General features: G+C 49.3%; 13 protein-coding genes and 1 riboswitch. Of the genes, 4 read left to right on the top strand and 9 right to left on the bottom strand.

Translation table 11 applies throughout. From position 1 onward, the window contains the following. Window positions 1-69: 69 nt before the first annotated feature. The 3 genes from tgt to queA are packed head-to-tail and all read right to left on the bottom strand — an operon-like array spanning window position 70 to window position 2,998. Entirely contained in the window at window positions 70-1,212 is a 1,143-nt protein-coding gene (gene tgt / locus CD05_RS0113515) for a tRNA guanosine(34) transglycosylase Tgt (protein ID WP_028510933.1), read from the bottom strand. 2 nt (window positions 1,213-1,214) lie between these two features. Beyond that, window positions 1,215-1,943 (bottom strand): PAS domain-containing protein, encoded by a 729-nt coding sequence (locus CD05_RS21185; RefSeq protein WP_242841270.1) that lies wholly within the window; start codon window positions 1,941-1,943, stop codon window positions 1,215-1,217. 11 nt (window positions 1,944-1,954) lie between these two features. Further along, window positions 1,955-2,998 carry a tRNA preQ1(34) S-adenosylmethionine ribosyltransferase-isomerase QueA gene (queA, locus tag CD05_RS0113505; protein WP_156947489.1) on the bottom strand — a complete coding sequence of 348 codons (1,044 nt, stop codon included), beginning with the start codon at window positions 2,996-2,998 and terminating at the stop codon, window positions 1,955-1,957. A 297-nt stretch (window positions 2,999-3,295) separates the two neighbouring features. After that, a riboswitch (Lysine riboswitch) is annotated at window positions 3,296-3,465 on the top strand. 140 nt (window positions 3,466-3,605) lie between these two features. Between queA and asd the strand changes: the two genes are divergently transcribed. The 3 genes from asd to dapB all read left to right on the top strand — a co-directional run bounded on the left by asd (window position 3,606) and on the right by dapB (window position 6,774). Further along, a complete protein-coding gene (gene asd / locus CD05_RS0113500) occupies window positions 3,606-4,688 on the top strand; it encodes an aspartate-semialdehyde dehydrogenase (protein ID WP_028510931.1) in 1,083 nt (360 codons plus the stop codon). A gap of 184 nt (window positions 4,689-4,872) precedes the next feature. Further along, window positions 4,873-5,778, top strand: coding sequence for a 4-hydroxy-tetrahydrodipicolinate synthase (dapA, locus tag CD05_RS0113495; RefSeq protein WP_028510930.1), 906 nt, complete (start codon window positions 4,873-4,875; stop codon window positions 5,776-5,778). Window positions 5,779-6,015: 237 nt separating this feature from the next. Continuing rightward, window positions 6,016-6,774: a 4-hydroxy-tetrahydrodipicolinate reductase gene (gene dapB / locus CD05_RS0113490; protein WP_028510929.1), complete on the top strand. Its 759-nt coding sequence runs from the start codon at window positions 6,016-6,018 to the stop codon at window positions 6,772-6,774. Window positions 6,775-6,837: 63 nt separating this feature from the next. On the opposite strand, the gene CD05_RS20025 is transcribed toward dapB, so the two are convergent. Next, on the bottom strand, window positions 6,838-8,097 hold the full coding sequence (locus CD05_RS20025) for a transglutaminase domain-containing protein (RefSeq protein WP_028510928.1): 1,260 nt from the start codon (window positions 8,095-8,097) through the stop codon (window positions 6,838-6,840). 36 nt (window positions 8,098-8,133) lie between these two features. Next, a complete protein-coding gene (locus CD05_RS20020) occupies window positions 8,134-8,733 on the bottom strand; it encodes a DUF4358 domain-containing protein (protein ID WP_051589027.1) in 600 nt (199 codons plus the stop codon). 369 nt (window positions 8,734-9,102) lie between these two features. Between CD05_RS20020 and CD05_RS0113475 the strand changes: the two genes are divergently transcribed. Continuing rightward, window positions 9,103-10,029, top strand: coding sequence for a calcium/sodium antiporter (locus CD05_RS0113475; RefSeq protein WP_028510927.1), 927 nt, complete (start codon window positions 9,103-9,105; stop codon window positions 10,027-10,029). Between the two features lie 242 nt (window positions 10,030-10,271). Here the strand turns inward: CD05_RS0113475 and CD05_RS0113470 are convergent, their stop codons facing one another. The 4 genes from CD05_RS0113470 to CD05_RS0113455 all read right to left on the bottom strand — a co-directional run bounded on the left by CD05_RS0113470 (window position 10,272) and on the right by CD05_RS0113455 (window position 17,575). Beyond that, window positions 10,272-12,038: an ABC transporter ATP-binding protein gene (locus CD05_RS0113470; RefSeq protein ID WP_028510926.1), complete on the bottom strand. Its 1,767-nt coding sequence runs from the start codon at window positions 12,036-12,038 to the stop codon at window positions 10,272-10,274. Continuing rightward, window positions 12,039-13,805: an ABC transporter ATP-binding protein gene (locus CD05_RS0113465; protein WP_028510925.1), complete on the bottom strand. Its 1,767-nt coding sequence runs from the start codon at window positions 13,803-13,805 to the stop codon at window positions 12,039-12,041. 207 nt (window positions 13,806-14,012) lie between these two features. After that, a complete protein-coding gene (locus CD05_RS0113460; RefSeq protein WP_028510924.1) occupies window positions 14,013-15,011 on the bottom strand; it encodes a glycoside hydrolase family 130 protein in 999 nt (332 codons plus the stop codon). Between the two features lie 422 nt (window positions 15,012-15,433). After that, on the bottom strand, window positions 15,434-17,575 hold the full coding sequence (locus CD05_RS0113455; protein WP_028510923.1) for a sulfatase-like hydrolase/transferase: 2,142 nt from the start codon (window positions 17,573-17,575) through the stop codon (window positions 15,434-15,436). Between the last annotated feature and the right edge of the window lie 80 nt (window positions 17,576-17,655).

Raw genomic sequence — 17,655 nt, 5'->3', positions numbered from 1 at the left:
CTGCGCAGATCCGTGCAACATATTACAGTCAGAATACAAACTCTCCGTATGCACACGGCCTATGCGTGCTCAGTCTTCAAGATGCGATGCAAGCCTTGGTGAGTAGGTGTTTCTGAATTCCTCATACCTGCCCTCGTCTATCGCCTGACGTATCTTCTCGGTGAGCGTGTTGTAGAAATACAGATTGTGCATGACCGCCAGCCTTCCGCCCAGCTGCTCGCCTGCCTTGAACAGATGCCTTACATATGCTCTCGAAAAATTGCGGCATACAGGGCAGTCGCATTCAACGTCTATCGGCCTTGGGTCTGTCTCGTAGCGCCTGTTGGCAACGTGCATGATGCCGTTCCATGTGAAGATAGTTCCGTGCCTTGCGTTTCGTGAGGGCATTACGCAGTCAAACATATCAATTCCACGGTATACGGCTTCTATTATGTTAGAGGGGGTGCCTACACCCATTAAGTACCTCGGCTTGTCCACCGGCATGAATGGCTCTACCTGCTCGATGACGTGATACATCACCTCGGTCGGCTCGCCGACGGCAAGGCCGCCTATTGCAAAGCCTGCGCAGTAGTCAAGCTCTCTTATCACCTTCATGTGCTCTATCCTCAGGTCGTCGTATGTGCAGCCCTGATTTATGCCAAAGAGCATCTGCTCACGGTTTATGGTGCTTTCAAGTGAGTTTAGGCGCTTCATTTCCTTTATGCAGCGTTCGAGCCAGCGTGTCGTGCGCTCGCAGCTTTGCTTTGAGTAGGCGTGCTCGGCCGGGTTCTCAACGCATTCGTCAAAAGCCATTGCGATGGTCGATGCAAGGTGCGACTGTATCTGCATACTCTCCTCAGGCCCCATGAATATCTTGCGCCCGTCAACGTGCGAGTTGAAGTATACGCCTTCTTCCTTGATGCGCCTCAGCTTTGCGAGCGAGAAGACCTGAAATCCGCCGCTGTCTGTGAGTATCGGCTTGTGCCAGTTCATAAACTTTTGAAGGCCGCCCATTTTGTAGATTATCTCATCGCCGGGACGGACGTGCAGGTGATAGGTGTTGCAAAGCTCGACCTGAGTTTTCAGCTCGTTGTTAAGGTCAACGGACGAAACGCCGCCCTTGATAGCCGCCGCCGTGCCGACATTCATAAAAACAGGTGTCTGTATAGTGCCGTGAACAGTTGTAAATTCTCCACGCCTTGCATAGCCGTCTTTTTTGAGAAGTTTAAACATCTTTAGTCTCCCATGTCGTAAAATTTTGAGGTGTCCCTTGTGCGGTATTCGTGCTTTTCGTAGTAGCCCATAAGTCCGCCGATCTCAGAACGCAGGGCTACCATGTATACGTCCTTGTTTTCCTTTTCGCTGTAGAATGTGTGGACGATATTGTTCTTGTTTGACAGCAGAAAGAAATCAACCACCTTGTCTATCATCTTTGCTGAATTCTCGTTGTGGCAGTCGAGCAGGTTCTTGCCGATAAGGTCTTTTCCGCCCCGTTTTGCATACCTTTCGCAGGCGGCAGGGTTCATGTACACTATTTCGTGCCCCGGAGTGCAGACAACTATCGGCGCTGTATCAGCATCAAGTATGGCCTTGTAAAAGGGGAGGAGTTTAAGCTGCTTTTCCTGCTCGGCTTTTGCGGCTTCCTCACGTTCTCTGGATCTTCTGTTAAGCTCGTCTGTTGCCTCTGCACGCCTTTTTGCATCTGCCCACGGGGCAATATCTGCATAGCGCTCGTCAAATACCATATAATAAGGCGGCGTGTAGTAATCATCATCAGCCTCGAACAGGCACCTGCCGCTGCTTATCAGCTTGCCGGCGGCTTCATCGTCTGCTCCGAGCCGGTCGTAAATGTCCTTTGTTATCTCGTAGAGCTGATAAAAGCCCCGAGAGCCCCTCTCGGCGGTAAATGTAAAAGTCTCTTCGTCATAGCAGGCCTTCCAGCCTGTACCTTTTTTAAACTGCATAGCTTGCCTCCTCAGCTGATGAACATACTGTCGCCGAAGGAAAAGAATCTGTATTTCTCCTCGACAGCCACCTTGTATGCGTTCATCGTGTTCTCATACCCCAAGAATGCCGATACGAGCATTATAAGCGTGCTCTCCGGCAGGTGGAAGTTGGTTATCAGCCCGTCGAGCACCTTGAATTCATACCCGGGGTAGATGAATATGTCGGTATACCCCTCGCAGGGCTTTATCTCCTTGTAAAAGGTCGCCACGCTCTCAAGTGTGCGGCAGCTTGTAGTACCAACTGCTATCACACGGCCGCCTGCTGCCTTTGTCTTGTTTATAAGCTCTGCTGTGCGCTCGGGTATCTCGTAATGCTCACGGTGCATCTTGTGGTCGAGCACCCTGTCTTCCTTTACCGGGCGGAATGTGCCAAGCCCGACGTGAAGTGTGACGTATGCTATGTTTACACCCATAGCCTCTATGTCAGCCATCTGCTCCTTTGTAAAGTGCAGCCCGGCTGTCGGTGCGGCAGACGAGCCCGGCTCGTTTGAGTAGACTGTCTGATAGCGCTCCTTGTCCTTTAGCTTTTCGGTTATGTAGGGCGGCAGCGGCATCTGGCCTATCTGGTCAAGCGTTGCAAAGAAGCTGCCCTTTTCGCACTCAAACTTTGCTATGCGGTTGCCGTCTTCAAGCACGTCGGTTATCACGGCCGAGAGTATCCCTCCGCCGAAAACGAAGCGTGTGCCTATCTTTGCCTTTTTGCCCGGGCGGCAGAGTATCTCCCATTCGTTCTCGCCACGCTGCTCGACGAGCAGGAACTCTATGAACGTGCCGTTGTCAGCTTTTTCGCCGTATATCCTTGCAGGCAGCACTCGTGAGTCGTTGACTACCAGCAGGTCGCCGGGGTTTAGATATTCTTTCAGGTTGTAGAACCGGTCGTGCGTGCATTTGCCAGTGCGCCTGTCAACTTTGAGCAGTCTTGAAGCGTTTCTCGGCTCTATCGGTGTCTGCGCTATCAGCTCCTGCGGCAGCTCATAGTAAAAGTCCGAGCGGAGCATATTTGATATATCCATGAGTTTTCCTCCTTGATGATGTGTTTCAATGCACAATTCACAATGCACAATGCACAATTGAGGTGCGCCTGCGGCGGCTTATTGGGGGCTTTGCGGTCGCCCCCCTGCGTCAGCGTAGCTGCCGCCACCCCCTTCGCATACTGCGCCGACAACATTGCCGGGGGATTTTTCCCACAAACCGCCCCAGAATTGTGCATTGTGCAATGTGCATTGTGCGATAAAGGCAATTAATTCCTGCAAATAAACAAAAAAATCCGTAAAGCTATTGACATATGAAAAATAATCTGCTATTATATTAGTACGGATAGAGGCGCAGTCAAGATCAGTAGCACTCGATCAAAAGCCCCCAAGGCTGAGTGTGAAAGGCGAGATTGCCGAAGCATGGAGTGTGGGAGCTTCTTTGCTGGACGCCAGCTTAACAGGCTGTCGGCTGTCATCATTATGTATGATGGAGTGCTGCCGCAATAAGTGTGACATTTCAAAAAATGCATTTGGTGACCGACTATTCGCAGTCGGTTTATTTTTTTTATGTGACCTCTGCACTAAAAACCAATTATAGCATATTATAGCTGTAAAGTCAAGTGCAGCGGCGAAAGGAGATTTTAAGATGAAAAAGTACAAGGTGGGTATCATCGGCGCAACGGGTATGGTAGGTCAGAGATTTTCTCTGCTTCTTGATAAGCACCCGTGGTTTGACGTAGTTTGTCTTGCTGCATCTGCAAGATCGGCAGGTAAGACATATAAAGAGGTAGCAGGCTCTAAGTGGAAGCTCAAAGACCCCATGCCTGAGTCTATGGCTGATATGGTGATACTCAACGCTGAGGAAGATGTTGAGAAGATAGCTTCCATGGTAGATTTCTGCTTCTGCGCTGTTGACATGAAGAAGGACGAGATAAGAGCTTTAGAGGAAAAGTATGCAAAGGCTGAGTGCCCGATAGTTTCCAATAACTCCGCTCACAGACATACAGACGATGTTCCTATGGTCATCCCGGAGATAAACCCCGACCATATCGAGATCATCGCAGCTCAGAGAAAGCGCCTCGGCACAAAGAGAGGCTTTATCGCAGTCAAGTCCAACTGCTCGCTCCAGAGCTATGTTCCTGCACTTGCACCTCTCCATAACAAGTTCAAGGTAACCAAGGCTCTTGCCTGCACATATCAGGCGATCTCCGGTGCCGGCAGAACTTTCGAGACATGGCCTGAGATACTCGATAACGTTATCCCCTATATCGGCGGCGAGGAAGAAAAGAGCGAGCAGGAGCCTATGAAGATCTGGGGTCATATCGAGGGCGATAAGATAGTTGACGCAACAGAGCCTTCTATCACTGCACAGTGCTTAAGAGTTCCCGTTTCCGACGGCCATACTGCTGCTGTATTTGCCAGCTTCGAGAAGAAGCCCACTAAGGAGGAGATACTCCAGTGCTGGAAGGAATTCGCAGGCGTTCCCCAGGAGCTCCAGCTTCCCTCTGCTCCCAAGCAGTTTTTAAATTACTTCGAGGAGAACGACAGACCTCAGGCAAGACTTGACCGTAACCTCGAGGGCGGCATGGCAGTATCTATCGGCAGACTCAGAGAAGATACTCAGTATGACTATAAGTTCGTATGCCTCTCGCACAACACATTAAGAGGTGCAGCAGGCGGCGCAGTTCTGCTCGCAGAGCTTCTTGCTGCTAAGGGCTACTTTGATTAATGCAGAATTAAGAATGCATAATGCATAATGAATGTGTCCTGCTGCGCAGGACGGATCTTAAAGCTATCATTGACCATAGTATATCCGATCACAAAAACGCTGCCGTCAGGCGGCAGCCCGAATGGGCATAACGTGGGCGAAGCCCACACAAAAATTTATGCATTTCAGATAAGGAGGAATACCAATGAAAAAGACAATTTTCACAGGTGCCGGCGTTGCAATCGTCACACCTATGTTTGCCGACGGCTCTATCAACTACGATGAGCTCGGCAGACTTATAGATTTTCAGATCGAAAACGGTACAGACGCTATCATCATCTGCGGTACAACAGGTGAGAGCGCAACAATGACCGAGGAAGAGCACGTTGCCTGCATCAAATATGCAGTCGAGAAGACAGCAGGCAGAGTTCCTGTTATCGCAGGCACAGGCTCAAACGACACAGCTTTCGCAGTAAAGCTCTCAAAGGACGCTGAGGCGCTCGGCGCTGACGCACTCCTGCTCGTTTCGCCTTACTATAACAAGGCTTCACAGCAGGGTCTTATTATCCACTATACAACTATCGCAAATGCTGTAAATATCCCGATAATCCTTTATAATGTTCCTTCCAGGACAGGTGTGAATATCCTTCCTGAGACATTAAAGGAGCTTGCAAAGGTAGAGAATATCGTGGCAGTCAAGGAAGCAAGCGGCAATATCTCACAGATAGCCCGTGTTGCAGCCCTCTGCGGCGATGACCTTACTATCTACTCGGGCAACGACGACCAGATAGTTCCTATCATGGCTCTCGGCGGCAAGGGCGTAATATCCGTTCTTTCAAACGTTATGCCTGCCGAGACTCACGAGATAGCTGCCCTCTGCCTTGATAACAAGTTCCCCGAGGCACAGGCAAAGATGAACAAGGTTTTAGAGTTTGCAAACTCAAACGGCCTTTTCTGCGACGTAAACCCGATACCTGTAAAGGAAGCTCTCAATATCATGGGCTTCAAGGCCGGCGAGTGCAGACTTCCTCTTACAAAGATGTCTGACGACAAGATAGCAAAGCTCACAGCCAAGATGAACGAGCTTGGTCTTGTAGGCAAGGTAAAGTAAGACAATTGGGGCGGTCTTCCGCCCCTGTTTTATAAGTTTAAGACTTGACAGGACTATTCTCAGGTAACAAGTAACAAGTAACAGGTAACAAGTATGGTGTTCTGCTCAGCGCAGGACTTATGGCCATTCGGTCTGTTTATCCGACACTACCTGTTAACCGTAGGAATGCTTTTCCCAAACACGCCCGAATGGGCATTTGTGACCTGTGACCTGTTATCCGGAAAGGAAGTAATCAAAATGACAAATGTAGTTATAAGCGGTGCCTGCGGCAAAATGGGCAGAGTTATCGCAGATATATGCGCAAACCGTGACGATATCAAAGTCATCGCAGGCGTTGACGTAGCAGGGGAGCAGTATGCTGATTTCCCGATAGTTGATACATACACAAAGCTCGCTGAAAAGCCCGATGTCATCATCGACTTTTCAAACCCCGCAGCGCTTGACAGCCTGCTTGACTACTGCAAGGCATTCAGCGTGCCGGTAGTTATAGCAACAACAGGCTACAGCAAGGAGCAGATAGCTCAGATAAACGAGGCTGCTGCTGTTATCCCCGTGTTCTTTACATTCAACCTCTCGCTCGGTATAAACCTTCTCGCACAGCTTGCTAAAAAGGCAGTAAGCGTGCTCGGCGAGCAGTTCGATATCGAGATAATAGAGAAGCACCATAACCAGAAGATAGATGCTCCCTCCGGCACAGCTATAATGCTTGCAAACGCAATAAACGAGGAAGCAAACGACCGCTACGAGCTCGTTTATGACCGCCACTCGGTAAGGGCAAAGCGTAAGCCCCAGGAGATAGGTATGCACGCTGTAAGAGGCGGCACGATAGTCGGCGAGCACGAGATACTCTTTGCAGGCCGTGACGAGGTGATAAGCCTTAAGCACGAGGCGCACTCAAAGAGCGTTTTCGCAGCAGGCTCGGTAAACGCCGCAGTTTTCCTCGCAGGCAGAAAAGCCGGTATGTACGATATGGGCGATATGCTCTCTGAAAGCTGATAAAAATAAGTATCCCCGTGGGCTTTGTGATGAAAGCCCACGGGGGTTATTTTTATATGTTCGTTAACCGTTGTACTCAGTGCTGAAAAGCGATGTGTCTATCGAGACGCCGAAGGTGTTTAAGTAGCTGTCATATAGCTTGCCGTAATCAAGCTGAATGCTTGAGAAGTCGTATCTCTGCCCTTCGTCCTCCAGGTCGGCTTGGTACTCGCCTGCATAAACTATCGAGATGCCGCCGTAGTAGTATCCGTCATTTACAAAGCCCTGTATGGCGTTGCAGTCGCATACACCGCCGCCTATCTGATAGCCTATCTCAGACATTATCGAGTTGTAGTAGTAAGCCACGCCCTCGGTCTTCTTTTCGGTGTCGGTGAGCTTCAGCTTGAAGTAGCAGAACTGCTTCTTGTCTTTTATCGCCTTCTGGAAAAGCGCTGCTGTGTCGTAGAAGGAGTCTACCTTCTTTGCGTTCATTACAGCAAAGTTGTATTTTACGCTCTTGGCCTCCGGGAATTCGTCCCTGCTCCACGGATAGCCGGCCTGCTCCTTGGTCTCGTCTGTGACGTTGAACTGTGAGTAAGCAGGCTTTGCAGAGCCGCCGTCAAAGGTTATGTCAACGTGATACCATTCATCGTCTAACTTAACCATGTTCCAAGCGTGCTCGCCTGTCTCTGTCGAGTGGATTATCTTGCAGTCGATACCGAGCATATCCATAAACAGCTTGAAGGTCGTGGCATTGCCGACGCAAATGGCCGTGTGGTCGTGCAGTACGCCGTAGGGGGTGTGGCTGTAATCTGCCGTGTGGGGGATAGCCGCAAGGTTGCCCTCGTCATAGCGCCCCTGCGAGAAAACATAGTCGTATATAGCCTTTTCCTTCTCAAAGTCGGTCATCTTGTCCTTGATGTTGTCCTTTATGGCCTTGGCAGCCGTTTTGAGAATGAATTTGTCCTTGTCGTCTGTCAGCTTTGAGTCATCACCGCTCTTGTATGCTTCAACTACAGCCGTGTCGTCGTATATCGGGTGAACATCACCGCTCAGGGAGCTTAGCTCGTTTATGTCAAAATCCTCGGAGAATACGCTCTGCGTTCCCTCCGGAGCAAACATCTTGTTGAGTATCTCCTCAGCCTTGTCGAGCTTTTTGCTTTGCTCGTCTATCAGCTTCTGCTGGTCGTCTATCCTCTTTAACAGCTCTACGTTATCCTCCTGCGAAGCTGCTGCGGACGAGCTGCTTTCTTCCTTGGAAACCTCGCTGCTCTCTGCCTTCGAGCATCCTGAGAGCGATATTACCAGCCCGAGACATACGCTGAATACCAGTGCCTTTTTCATTTGTCATATCTCCTTTGTCATTTCTCCTATGATCCGTCAGTTGCCTGCGGTCTCCTCAAAGGCCTTTTCAATGTCTTCGGCATTGTCTGCTATAACGAGAATGCTGTAGCCGCCTGCCTCGAATATCTTTGCTTTTTCTATCTTCGGCAGCTCCTCGGGCTTGTAGCCTTCAAAGTCGTGGTGGCGCATATCGAGCCGCTGTTTCAGTATGTCTGTGAGCTCTGACTGCTTGTCGGGGTCGGCTGCCTTTAAGACCGACACCTCGTCAGCATTGCCGCCCTGCGTAGCGTAGCTTATCGCACCGTCTGAAAGATCGTCAGGCATCGTGCCGAGATACAGCTTCTTGCAGTAGGCATCGAACCCGTCTGCCGCCGTGTCGCCCTTGGCAGTTGTCGTGTCAAATAAGTGATCCGGGAAGTTTTCGAGCACCTTGTCGATGTACTCCTTTGCCGTGAGCTCCTCCTGCTGCCCGTCAGACGTGCTGCCTGACTCATGGCTTATATGAGACGAGCCCGATGATGAGCCCGATGATCCCGAAGAACCTGATGATGAGCTGTCACCGCACGAAGCAAAAGCCGCCGCCGCACACGCCGCCGTGCAAAGCACGCATACAGCCTTTAAAATGTGAGTAATCATAGTTGTCTCCTTTTGGTTTGATGTTTTATTTATATACGATTTATTATAGCACCATTTTCCTGATAATGCAATGTCAAAATTGTAACAAATATTAACAGAATTATACAGTATTTTGCAAAGACTAAGCATACATCTCCACGGACATAAAAAATCCTTGACAATTGACTGACAATGTGTTATAATTTCCTTGATAATTGGGAGTAGTCAGCGAAAGGTCTTTCCTTTCGTCCTGTCGTTCGTCAGCACGCTCTTTACGAGCCGGGCGGCAGGGGGTGTTTTCATTATGACGAGACTTTTACCGCATTTTTGTTGTGCAGTAGGAGTCTTGATTTTTATGTCCTGCTGCAAAAGAAAGGATCTGATAAATATATGATGTATCTTCTGCTGATAGTCGGCTTTGTCCTGCTTATCAAGGGCGCTGATTTCTTTGTAGACGGCGCTTCCTCAGTTGCAGGTATCCTCAAAGTCCCCTCTGTTATAGTGGGTCTGACTATCGTTTCTATCGGCACCAGCTGCCCCGAGGCAGCGGTCAGCATATCGGCAGGCCTCTCGGGCAATGCAGATATCTCGCTCGGTAACGTCATCGGCTCGAATATCTTCAACCTGCTCATGGTAATAGGCATATGTGCAATAATCAAGCCCGTGCCCTCGCCAAAGGAAATACTCGGGCGTGATATGTTCTGGAACATCGCCTGCTCAATACTGATGTTTGTTGCAATGATAGGACTCAAGGTCGCAAGATATGAGGGTATCATACTTCTTGCAGGCATAGTTGCCTATATAATCGTGCTCGTCCGCTCGGCTCTTAAGTCAGGGCAGGATGATGAGGAGCTTAAGATAATCCCCATATGGCTGAGTATCATATATATCATAGGCGGAGCTGCTGCGATAATGTTCGGCGGCGATATGGTAGTAGACAACGCATCAAAGATAGCCGAGAACTTCGGCATGAGCAAGACGCTCGTAGGCCTTACGATAGTTGCTATCGGCACCTCGCTGCCTGAGCTTGTGACAAGTATAGTCGCTGCAAAGAAGGGCAACTCCGGCATTGCGATAGGCAACGCAGTCGGCTCGTCGATATTCAATATCCTCTTTATCCTCGGTATCGCATCGACCCTCTCGCCTATAGCAGTCGATAAGGATCTTCTGATAGATGCAGCTATACTCATAGCCGTTTCGGTAATGACCTTCTGCTTTGCCAAGACCGGCAAGAGCACCTCACGCATCGAGGGCATCATAATGGTATCCTGCTACTGCGCATATACAGCATATATAATCGCAAGATGCTACGCATAAAGAGCGCATCGGCTATCGCCGCTGCTAAAATAAAAAATAATAAATAATAAAGAATAGTGAAAAATAAAGGTATCGGCTCTTACGATGATATTTAGATCATCGTCTGTAAACCGATACCTTTTTTGATTGTTTTTTTGGCAGGCATTTTCCGGGTATAAGCCCGAATGGACATCTGTCCTGCGTAAGCAGGACACCTTAACTGTTACCTGTTACCTGTTACCTGTTAACTGCCCGTAAGGGCATCAGGTCTGTGCCGTGTATAATTCGTAGTATGCGCCCTTTCTTGCCATGAGCTCATCGTGTGAGCCCTGCTCGACAATGCCCTGAGCGTCTATGAACATTATCATATCGCAGTTTCTTATCGTTGACAGCCTGTGCGCTATGATAAACGAAGTCCTGCCCTTAAGAAGCTCTGCAAGGCCTTTTTGTACAAGTACCTCTGTCTTCGCATCTATTGATGAGGTCGCCTCGTCAAGTACGAGTATCTTCGGGTCAGAAAGCAGCGTTCTCGCAAAGGATATCAGCTGCTTCTCGCCGCCCGAGAGCTTCGAGCCACGCTCGTTTACCTGCGTTTCGTAGCCGTCAGACATCGTCCTTATGAAGCTGTCGGCGCAGACGGCCTTTGCGGCCTCCTTTATCTCCCTGTCGGTAGCATCGAGCCTGCCGTAGCGTATGTTTTCAAGTATGCTGTCTGAGAATATAAAGCTGTCCTGAAGCATTATGCCCATCTGCGAGCGCAGGCTCTTTAGCGTTACCTCGCTTATGTCTGTGCCGTCAATGGTTATCCTGCCCTTGTCGATGTCGTAAAAGCGTGATATCAGCGAGACGATAGTTGACTTGCCTGCACCTGTCGGCCCTACAAGAGCCACGCTCTGCCCGGCCTTAACGTCAAACGATATGTCCTTGAGCACATCTATGCCCTCCTCGTAGCCGAAGGTGACACTGTCAAAGCTCACATTGCCCTCGATAACGCCGATGTCTGTTGCACCCTCCTTGTCGGTTATGGTCACAGGCTCGTCGAGCGTTTCAAATATCCTTTCGAGGTATGCTATGTTGTTTATAAATGTGTTTATGATGTTAGATATGCTCATTATCGGCTGCCAGAAGCGTGAAGCATAGCCCGTCATCGCCGAAAGCGTGCCGAGAGACACCGTCGCCGGGTCAAGTACGAGAAGCCCGACTACAAACATCGCAGCCCTTACCAGCGTCGATATGTTGTCGGTCGCCGGCCATACAAGGTTTGAGAACTTTACCGCCCTCATCCAGCTCTTGCGGTATTTCTTGTTGAGATTGTCGTATATCTGCGCATTCTCCTCCTCACGGGTGAACACCTGCGTGATGCGTGCGCCGGTGATGTTCTCCTGCAGGTATGCGTTCATGTTCGAGCTCTTGTTTGAAACGTCCTGCCATGCACGGCGCTGATGCTTCTTTATCGCAAACATAACCAGCATGAACAGCGGCAGACCCGACAGCGCAACAAGTGTCAGCCTTACATCGACTATCAGCATGAAAACGAGTATGAATACCATGTTGAGTATTTCCATGATGAAGTTGATGATGCCGTTTGACAGCATATCGGATACCGAGTTTACATAGTTTATTACTCTTATGAGTATCTTGCCGTGCGGCCTGTCGTCGTAGTAGGTAAAGGGGAGCTCCTGTAGGTGCGCAAACAGATCCTCTCTTATATCAAAGATAATGTTCTGCCCGACAACTGTCATGATGCGTGAGCGTATGTTGCCGAGGGCGACACTTACTATGTTGAATATAAGCACGAGCAGTGCCAGTAAAACCAGCTCGCCGACGTTTTTCTCAGGTATCGTCACATCAAGTGCGTGCTTTGTGATGAGCGGTGCTATAAGCCCCGTTATCGCCGCAAATATGCTCAGCACGAGCGCAAGTATCATCTTGCCCTTGTATTTTCTGATGTATCTGTATGAGCGCTTTAAGTGGGTGAAGTCAAAGGGGGCTTCAAGCTGTTCGTCAATGTCGTATCTGTTCCTTGCCATTCAGACCACCGCCCCTTCCTGCTCGCCGCACTGGAGATCATATATCTGCTTGTAATAGCCCTCACGCTTTATCAGCTCGTCGTGCGTGCCTATGTCGGCTATCCTGCCATTGTCAAGAATGATTATCTTGTCGGCATTTCTGGCTGATGATATGCGCTGTGCTATTATCATCTTCGTGCATTCAAAGTCAAGCTCCTCGGCAAGCGCTTTCTGTATCGCTGCCTCTGTCTCCATGTCAACGGCCGAGGTCGTGTCGTCAAGAATGAGCACCGAAGGCCTTACAGCAAGCGCACGGGCAAGCGATATCCTCTGCTTCTGGCCGCCCGAAAGACCAACGCCTCTTTCGCCGACTATCGTGTCATAGCTCTCCGGCAGCCTTTCTATGAATTCGCTCGCACAGGAAAGCTCTGCGCATTTTCTTACATACTCCTCGTCAAGCGAGCTGTCGCCGAAGGCTATGTTTGAATCTATCGTGTCGGAATAGAGCAGTACGTCCTGCGTTGCTATGCTTATGTTCTTGCGGAGCGAGTGCAGACGGTGCAGCTTTACGTTCCTGCCGTCAACGAGCACCTCTCCGCTGTCTGTGTCGTAAAATCTCGGTATCAGGTTTATCATCGAGGTCTTGCCGCAGCCGGTAGGCCCCATTACAGCGACAGTCTCGCCGGCCTTTATGGTGAAGCTTATGTCTTTTAGTATCCTCTTGCCCTCTATCGAGAAGTTTACGTTTTTGAATTCTATGTCGCCCTTAAGACGCTCGGTGGGCGTGTCTGCGTCCTCACGGTCAACTATCATCGGTGCGAAGTAGTATATCTCGATTATCTTGCCTGCCGATGCCACAAAGCGGTGGAAGTCGTTTATGTAAGCGCCTAAGTTCCTTAAGGGGTTGCTTACCGCCCATAAAAGACCTGATATAGCCACATACTGCCCCATTGTCAGGTGGCGCTGTATCATAAAGTAACCGCCTGCGAGCAGCAGCACGACACTCAGAGACCCTGCAAGCACGTCGATAAACGGCTGGTATTTGAGCCATACCTTTGCAGCCTTTATGTTGGCCTTGCGGTATTCCTCGTCACGCTTGCGGAATTTCTCCTTCTCAAACTCCTCTCTTGCAAAGGCCTTTACAACACGGTTGCCAGAGATGTTCTCCTGAGCTGCGGTGTTTAATTGAGAGGACTTTTCTCTTACCTCTCTGTAAGCAGGCCCAGCGAAGGCCGAGAGCTTTCGCCTGATAATGAGTATCAGCGGCGTCATAGCCAGTATGCACAGCGCCGTCGCATAGTCGATAGTGAAGAAATACACCATAGATGCAGTAAACAGTGCAATGCTCTCGACAGCGCCCTTGATGACCCACGACACCATGTGCCTTACCATGTCAAGGTCGCCTGTGAGCCTTGTCATAAGGTCGCCTGTGCGGAAGCGGTCGTAAAAGGCGATGTCCTGGTTTTCTATCCTGCGGAAAAGCTTTGTGCGGATATTGTATATCATGCCCTGCGAGGCTGTTTCGTAATACATATTGCACGCATACTGAAACACAGTCCTTATAAACGTGAGCCCTATCATGCCGGCAAGCAGCCAGTAAAGATACGAGCGGTCGTTTTTGAGGTTTTCTATCGCATTGTCGTTTGAAATAAATGTATCTATCAGCTTTGACTGAAAATACGGCGAGGTGATATAAAGCGCATTGCAAAGTATCGAGAGGCAAAGTGCGATAATATAGCCTCTCCTGCTGCCCTTCATATTTTCCCATAGCCATTTGAACTGGAACATAGCATCACCTTAACTTATTTTCTAATAACGTGTCATTACGTTTATGTATTATATCATACATCATAAGATAAAAACATAGTCTATACTATCACATTCTTTACATATTCTATTATTTACACTCTTTACATATCCTATAACGCAAGACCCCCGGACTGTTTATTACAGTCCGGGGGCTTGTGTATAATTATTTAGGCGTCATCTGCAATATCAAACGCTTGAATGGCTCTTTACGTATGCAACTACCTCGTCAACAGTTGTGAATGCAAGGCTTACGCAGGTGTCAGCACAGCCGTAGTAGATAGCTATCCTGCCTGTGTCAGCATCGCAGAGAGTAGCGCAGGGGAATGTTACGTTCTGAACATCGCCTACTGTCTCGTACATCTCACGGGGATTGATGAGGTACTCAGCGCAGCGGTACTTTACCTTCCAGGGCTCGTCCTTGTCGAGTATGCAAGCTGAGAAGCTGTATACAAAGCCGTTGCAGCTCTCGAGTACGCCGTGGTAGAAGCAGAGCCAGCCCTCGTCAGTCTCGATCGGGATCGGGCCTGCGCCTATCTTCTTGGACTCCCAGCCCTTGAGGGGCCCCATAACGTGCCTGTGCTCGCCCCAGTACTTCATATCGGGCGACTGCGAGATGTACATATCACCGAAAGGTGTGTGGCCTGAGTCAGAAGGACGGGAGAACATAACGTACTTGCCGTTTATCTTTCTCGGGAAGAGAACACCGTTTCTGTTGAAGGGGAGGAATGCGTTCTCGCACTGATAGAATGTCTTGAAGTCATATGTGTAGCCAACGCCGATAGTAGGCTTCCAGCCGTAAGCGTTGCACCAGGTTACCCAGTATCTGTCCTCTATAAAGCAAACTCTCGGGTCATAGCCGTAGCCCCAGGAGTTAACGTCCTCGGTAGACTTGTCAGCCTGCTCGAAAACTATTCTTTCCTCGCTGATGTTCCAGTGTATAGCATCGTCCGAGAAGCCAACGTGCAGCTCCATGTTTCTCTGCTTGTCATCAACTCTGAACACGCCTGCGAACTTGCCGTTGAATGTAACAACAGCGCTGTTGAAGATAGAGTTTGACATCTTAAGATGATCTCTCTTGATTATCGGGTTTGCATCATATCTCCATACTACATCGTTGCAGCCCTCGGGCTTGTCCTGCCACGGGATGTTCGGTATCGACTCGCCGTTAATGATCTTTACGCTCATTTTAACTCCGCCTTTCATAAATTTTTATCACTTAATTTTTGTAAGATCTTTCCCTTGGAATATCTCCATAAACTATTAAAGCATATTTTGAAAAAATAATCAAGCCCCCCCTGACAGGTGAAAACGTTTAAAAAAATGATGTAAACGTATACTTTGAAAGTTTAACAAAAAGTTCATAGATACAGGCGCAAAAAAGCCCTGTTTTACCTCTGCAAATCGGGGGTTACAGAGGTATTGCCGCTGCTGCGAAAGGGTGATGCCAGCTGCGCAGGCACGGGGCGACCCTTCGGTAACACGCCCGAATGGGCATATTGCGCCGCAGGCGCACCATAACTATTAACTGTTAACTGATAACTGTTAACTGACAAAGCGCCCCGGAGCACTTTTAAATGCTCCGGGGCAAAACGTTCGGTATTTAATTGTTATGAAGCCTGCTGTACCTTGTTGTTCTTCTCATCAAATATCCTGTAATACTGTAAGTAGCGGTACTTCTTCATTTCCTCGGTGTCGTCGTCAGCCGAATCGCTCTTTTTGTGCCACTTGCCGTCGCCGTCAACGTAACCGAAGGATGTGATTATCGGCAGGTTCTGCCTCTGCTCCTCAAGGAAGTTCATGTAGCCGCTCTTGGGCAGGCCGCATATGTCCATAAGCTCAAGGCTTAAGTAGTTGAGGCTTATCTCGCTGTCCTCACGGCTCTCCGAGTCGAAGTTTGACCAGATGAAGTAAGGTGTCTGGTGCGAGCGGCAGAAGTCCTCTATCGGCAGGTCGTTGATGTTCTGGCCGAGCATCTCGTCGTAGTAGCCTGCGATGTGCGGATAGTGGTCGCCGAACATTACGATGACAACGTCCTCGTCAACGTTCTCAAAGTGCTTTATCAGCTCGCCTATAGCCCTGTCAGATTCGTAGATAGAGTTTAAGTAGCTCTCTGCCTGGTCGCTCTTGGGCGAGTTGAGGGTGACAGGTTCGGTCAGGTGTTCTGTGTAGGGGGCATGGTTCTGCATGGTGGTTATCCAGTAGAACTGGCTGTCGCCGTCCTTTCTCTTGTCATACTCCTCAAAGAGCCTTTCATAAAGGCTGATGTCAGCGATGTTGCCGTCAACGTACTCTATGTTCTTCATGTTTATGTTGTCTTTGAAGAAGCAGGTGTCAAAGCCTAAACGCTCGTAGGCGTTCTCTATCTTCCAAAGACCTCTGCGGCAGCAGGTGAAGGCTATAGTCTCGTAGCCAAGCGAGTCAAGGTGGCTCACTATGCTCTGCTGGTCGTTGTCCATAAATTGGGTGTATGCAGCACTTCCCGAAGGCAGGAAGTACATCGAGTTGCCTGTCAAAAACTCAAATTCCGAGTTGCAGGAGTATCCGCCGTAGGGAGATACCGTCACATAGCCCTTAAGGCAGTTTTCCTTGAGCGCATGGTAGTTGGGCATATAGTCCATGCTAACGTCAATGTCGCCTAAATGCTCAAAGTCTGAGAACGACTCGTTGAGTATTGCTATGATAGTAGGCTTGCGGTCAGAGGTCTTTTCAGATGTGTGGTATTCCCCGAGCCTGCTCTTTGCCTCGTCTGCGCTGTAGCCGTCAGGCACTATGACACGGTTCTTTATGCCGTCGTAGTAGAAGCATAAAAGCCCGCCGGTGTCCTGATATGTGTCGATGTCCTCGCCCATAGAGAAGTTGAGGAGCATTATCCTGTTGTTTATGTCGTAGCTGTATACGCCCTCTGCTGCGAAGTAGAAGCCCACGCACATAGCAGCGAGCGTGCCGAGACCTGCCGAGCGTGCTTTGAGGGGGCTTTTCATCTCGCTCAGATCAAGCAGCCATATCGCAGCTATCATCAGCAGCGTGTCAAGCCCTGCAAAGGCCACGATAAATGATATCCTGAACTTGTATTCGTCGCTTATCTCGCCGGCACTTGAAATGTTTGCAAGGTCTGAGAAGCGTATCGGGCCGCCACGGAACTGTATGATGTAATACTGTATAATCGCATAGAACGCAAAGAACGCCGAGAAAAGTGTCAGCAGTATCCTTGTGACTATCTTGTTCTTTATAAAAGCGACCGATACAAAGAAAAATATGAAGTACATAAGTATCCCGACCAGGATATTGGGCAGATATGGCTTTATAAACCGCCTCAGATGCTCGCCCTCGTTTGCAAGGTCGGTAGGTATTATGTACAGACAGAACTCGTTGACGAAGTAGAAGTTCATCGCCAGCAGCCCTGCAAGAGCATATCTGTTGATGCCCGGCTTGCCTTTTTTGATGCATAATACCGCCATTCCGGCGAGAGCTGCGATGCCTGCTGTGCAGCAGATAGCTGCCACAAAGCCGAGCTGGCCGCTGTTTTCGTTTGCGTAATCTGCAAATCCGCTCGCTCCGAGCAGGAATATGAAGGCAAATACCGCCAGCAGATAGAAAAGCCACGGCGACATAAGGCTGAACCTGTCAGCCCGTTTTTTATTCTCCGGTGTGACAGCTTCATTTGCGGCCGTGCTATCATTTTCCTTAGCCTCGGCCGTGTCAGCGGGGGCATCGGGTATGATGTTCGTTACCTGTGAATTATCTTCCATTTATATCCTCCTTTTTCTTTGTCCTTAACATTATAATTATACTCTTATTTCCCTTGTTTTTCAAGCCGACAGCAGGCTTT

Origin of the sequence: Ruminococcus sp. NK3A76, from assembly GCF_000686125.1 — a bacterium.
Classification (GTDB): domain Bacteria; phylum Bacillota; class Clostridia; order Oscillospirales; family Ruminococcaceae; genus NK3A76.
Note: the sequence above shows the minus strand (reverse complement) of the source record. Positions and strands in the feature narration are given on the sequence as shown.

Bases quoted from the DNA above. Each gene is read 5' to 3' on its own strand.
- tgt (WP_028510933.1), bottom strand. From the start codon at position 1,212: ATGTTTAAACTTCTCAAAAAAGACGGCTATGCAAGGCGTGGAGAATTT.
- CD05_RS21185 (WP_242841270.1), bottom strand. From the start codon at position 1,943: ATGCAGTTTAAAAAAGGTACAGGCTGGAAGGCCTGCTATGACGAAGAG.
- queA (WP_156947489.1), bottom strand. From the start codon at position 2,998: ATGGATATATCAAATATGCTCCGCTCGGACTTTTACTATGAGCTGCCG.
- asd (WP_028510931.1), top strand. From the start codon at position 3,606: ATGAAAAAGTACAAGGTGGGTATCATCGGCGCAACGGGTATGGTAGGT.
- dapA (WP_028510930.1), top strand. From the start codon at position 4,873: ATGAAAAAGACAATTTTCACAGGTGCCGGCGTTGCAATCGTCACACCT.
- dapB (WP_028510929.1), top strand. From the start codon at position 6,016: ATGACAAATGTAGTTATAAGCGGTGCCTGCGGCAAAATGGGCAGAGTT.
- CD05_RS20025 (WP_028510928.1), bottom strand. From the start codon at position 8,097: ATGAAAAAGGCACTGGTATTCAGCGTATGTCTCGGGCTGGTAATATCG.
- CD05_RS20020 (WP_051589027.1), bottom strand. From the start codon at position 8,733: ATGATTACTCACATTTTAAAGGCTGTATGCGTGCTTTGCACGGCGGCG.
- CD05_RS0113475 (WP_028510927.1), top strand. From the start codon at position 9,103: ATGATGTATCTTCTGCTGATAGTCGGCTTTGTCCTGCTTATCAAGGGC.
- CD05_RS0113470 (WP_028510926.1), bottom strand. From the start codon at position 12,038: ATGGCAAGGAACAGATACGACATTGACGAACAGCTTGAAGCCCCCTTT.
- CD05_RS0113465 (WP_028510925.1), bottom strand. From the start codon at position 13,805: ATGTTCCAGTTCAAATGGCTATGGGAAAATATGAAGGGCAGCAGGAGA.
- CD05_RS0113460 (WP_028510924.1), bottom strand. From the start codon at position 15,011: ATGAGCGTAAAGATCATTAACGGCGAGTCGATACCGAACATCCCGTGG.
- CD05_RS0113455 (WP_028510923.1), bottom strand. From the start codon at position 17,575: ATGGAAGATAATTCACAGGTAACGAACATCATACCCGATGCCCCCGCT.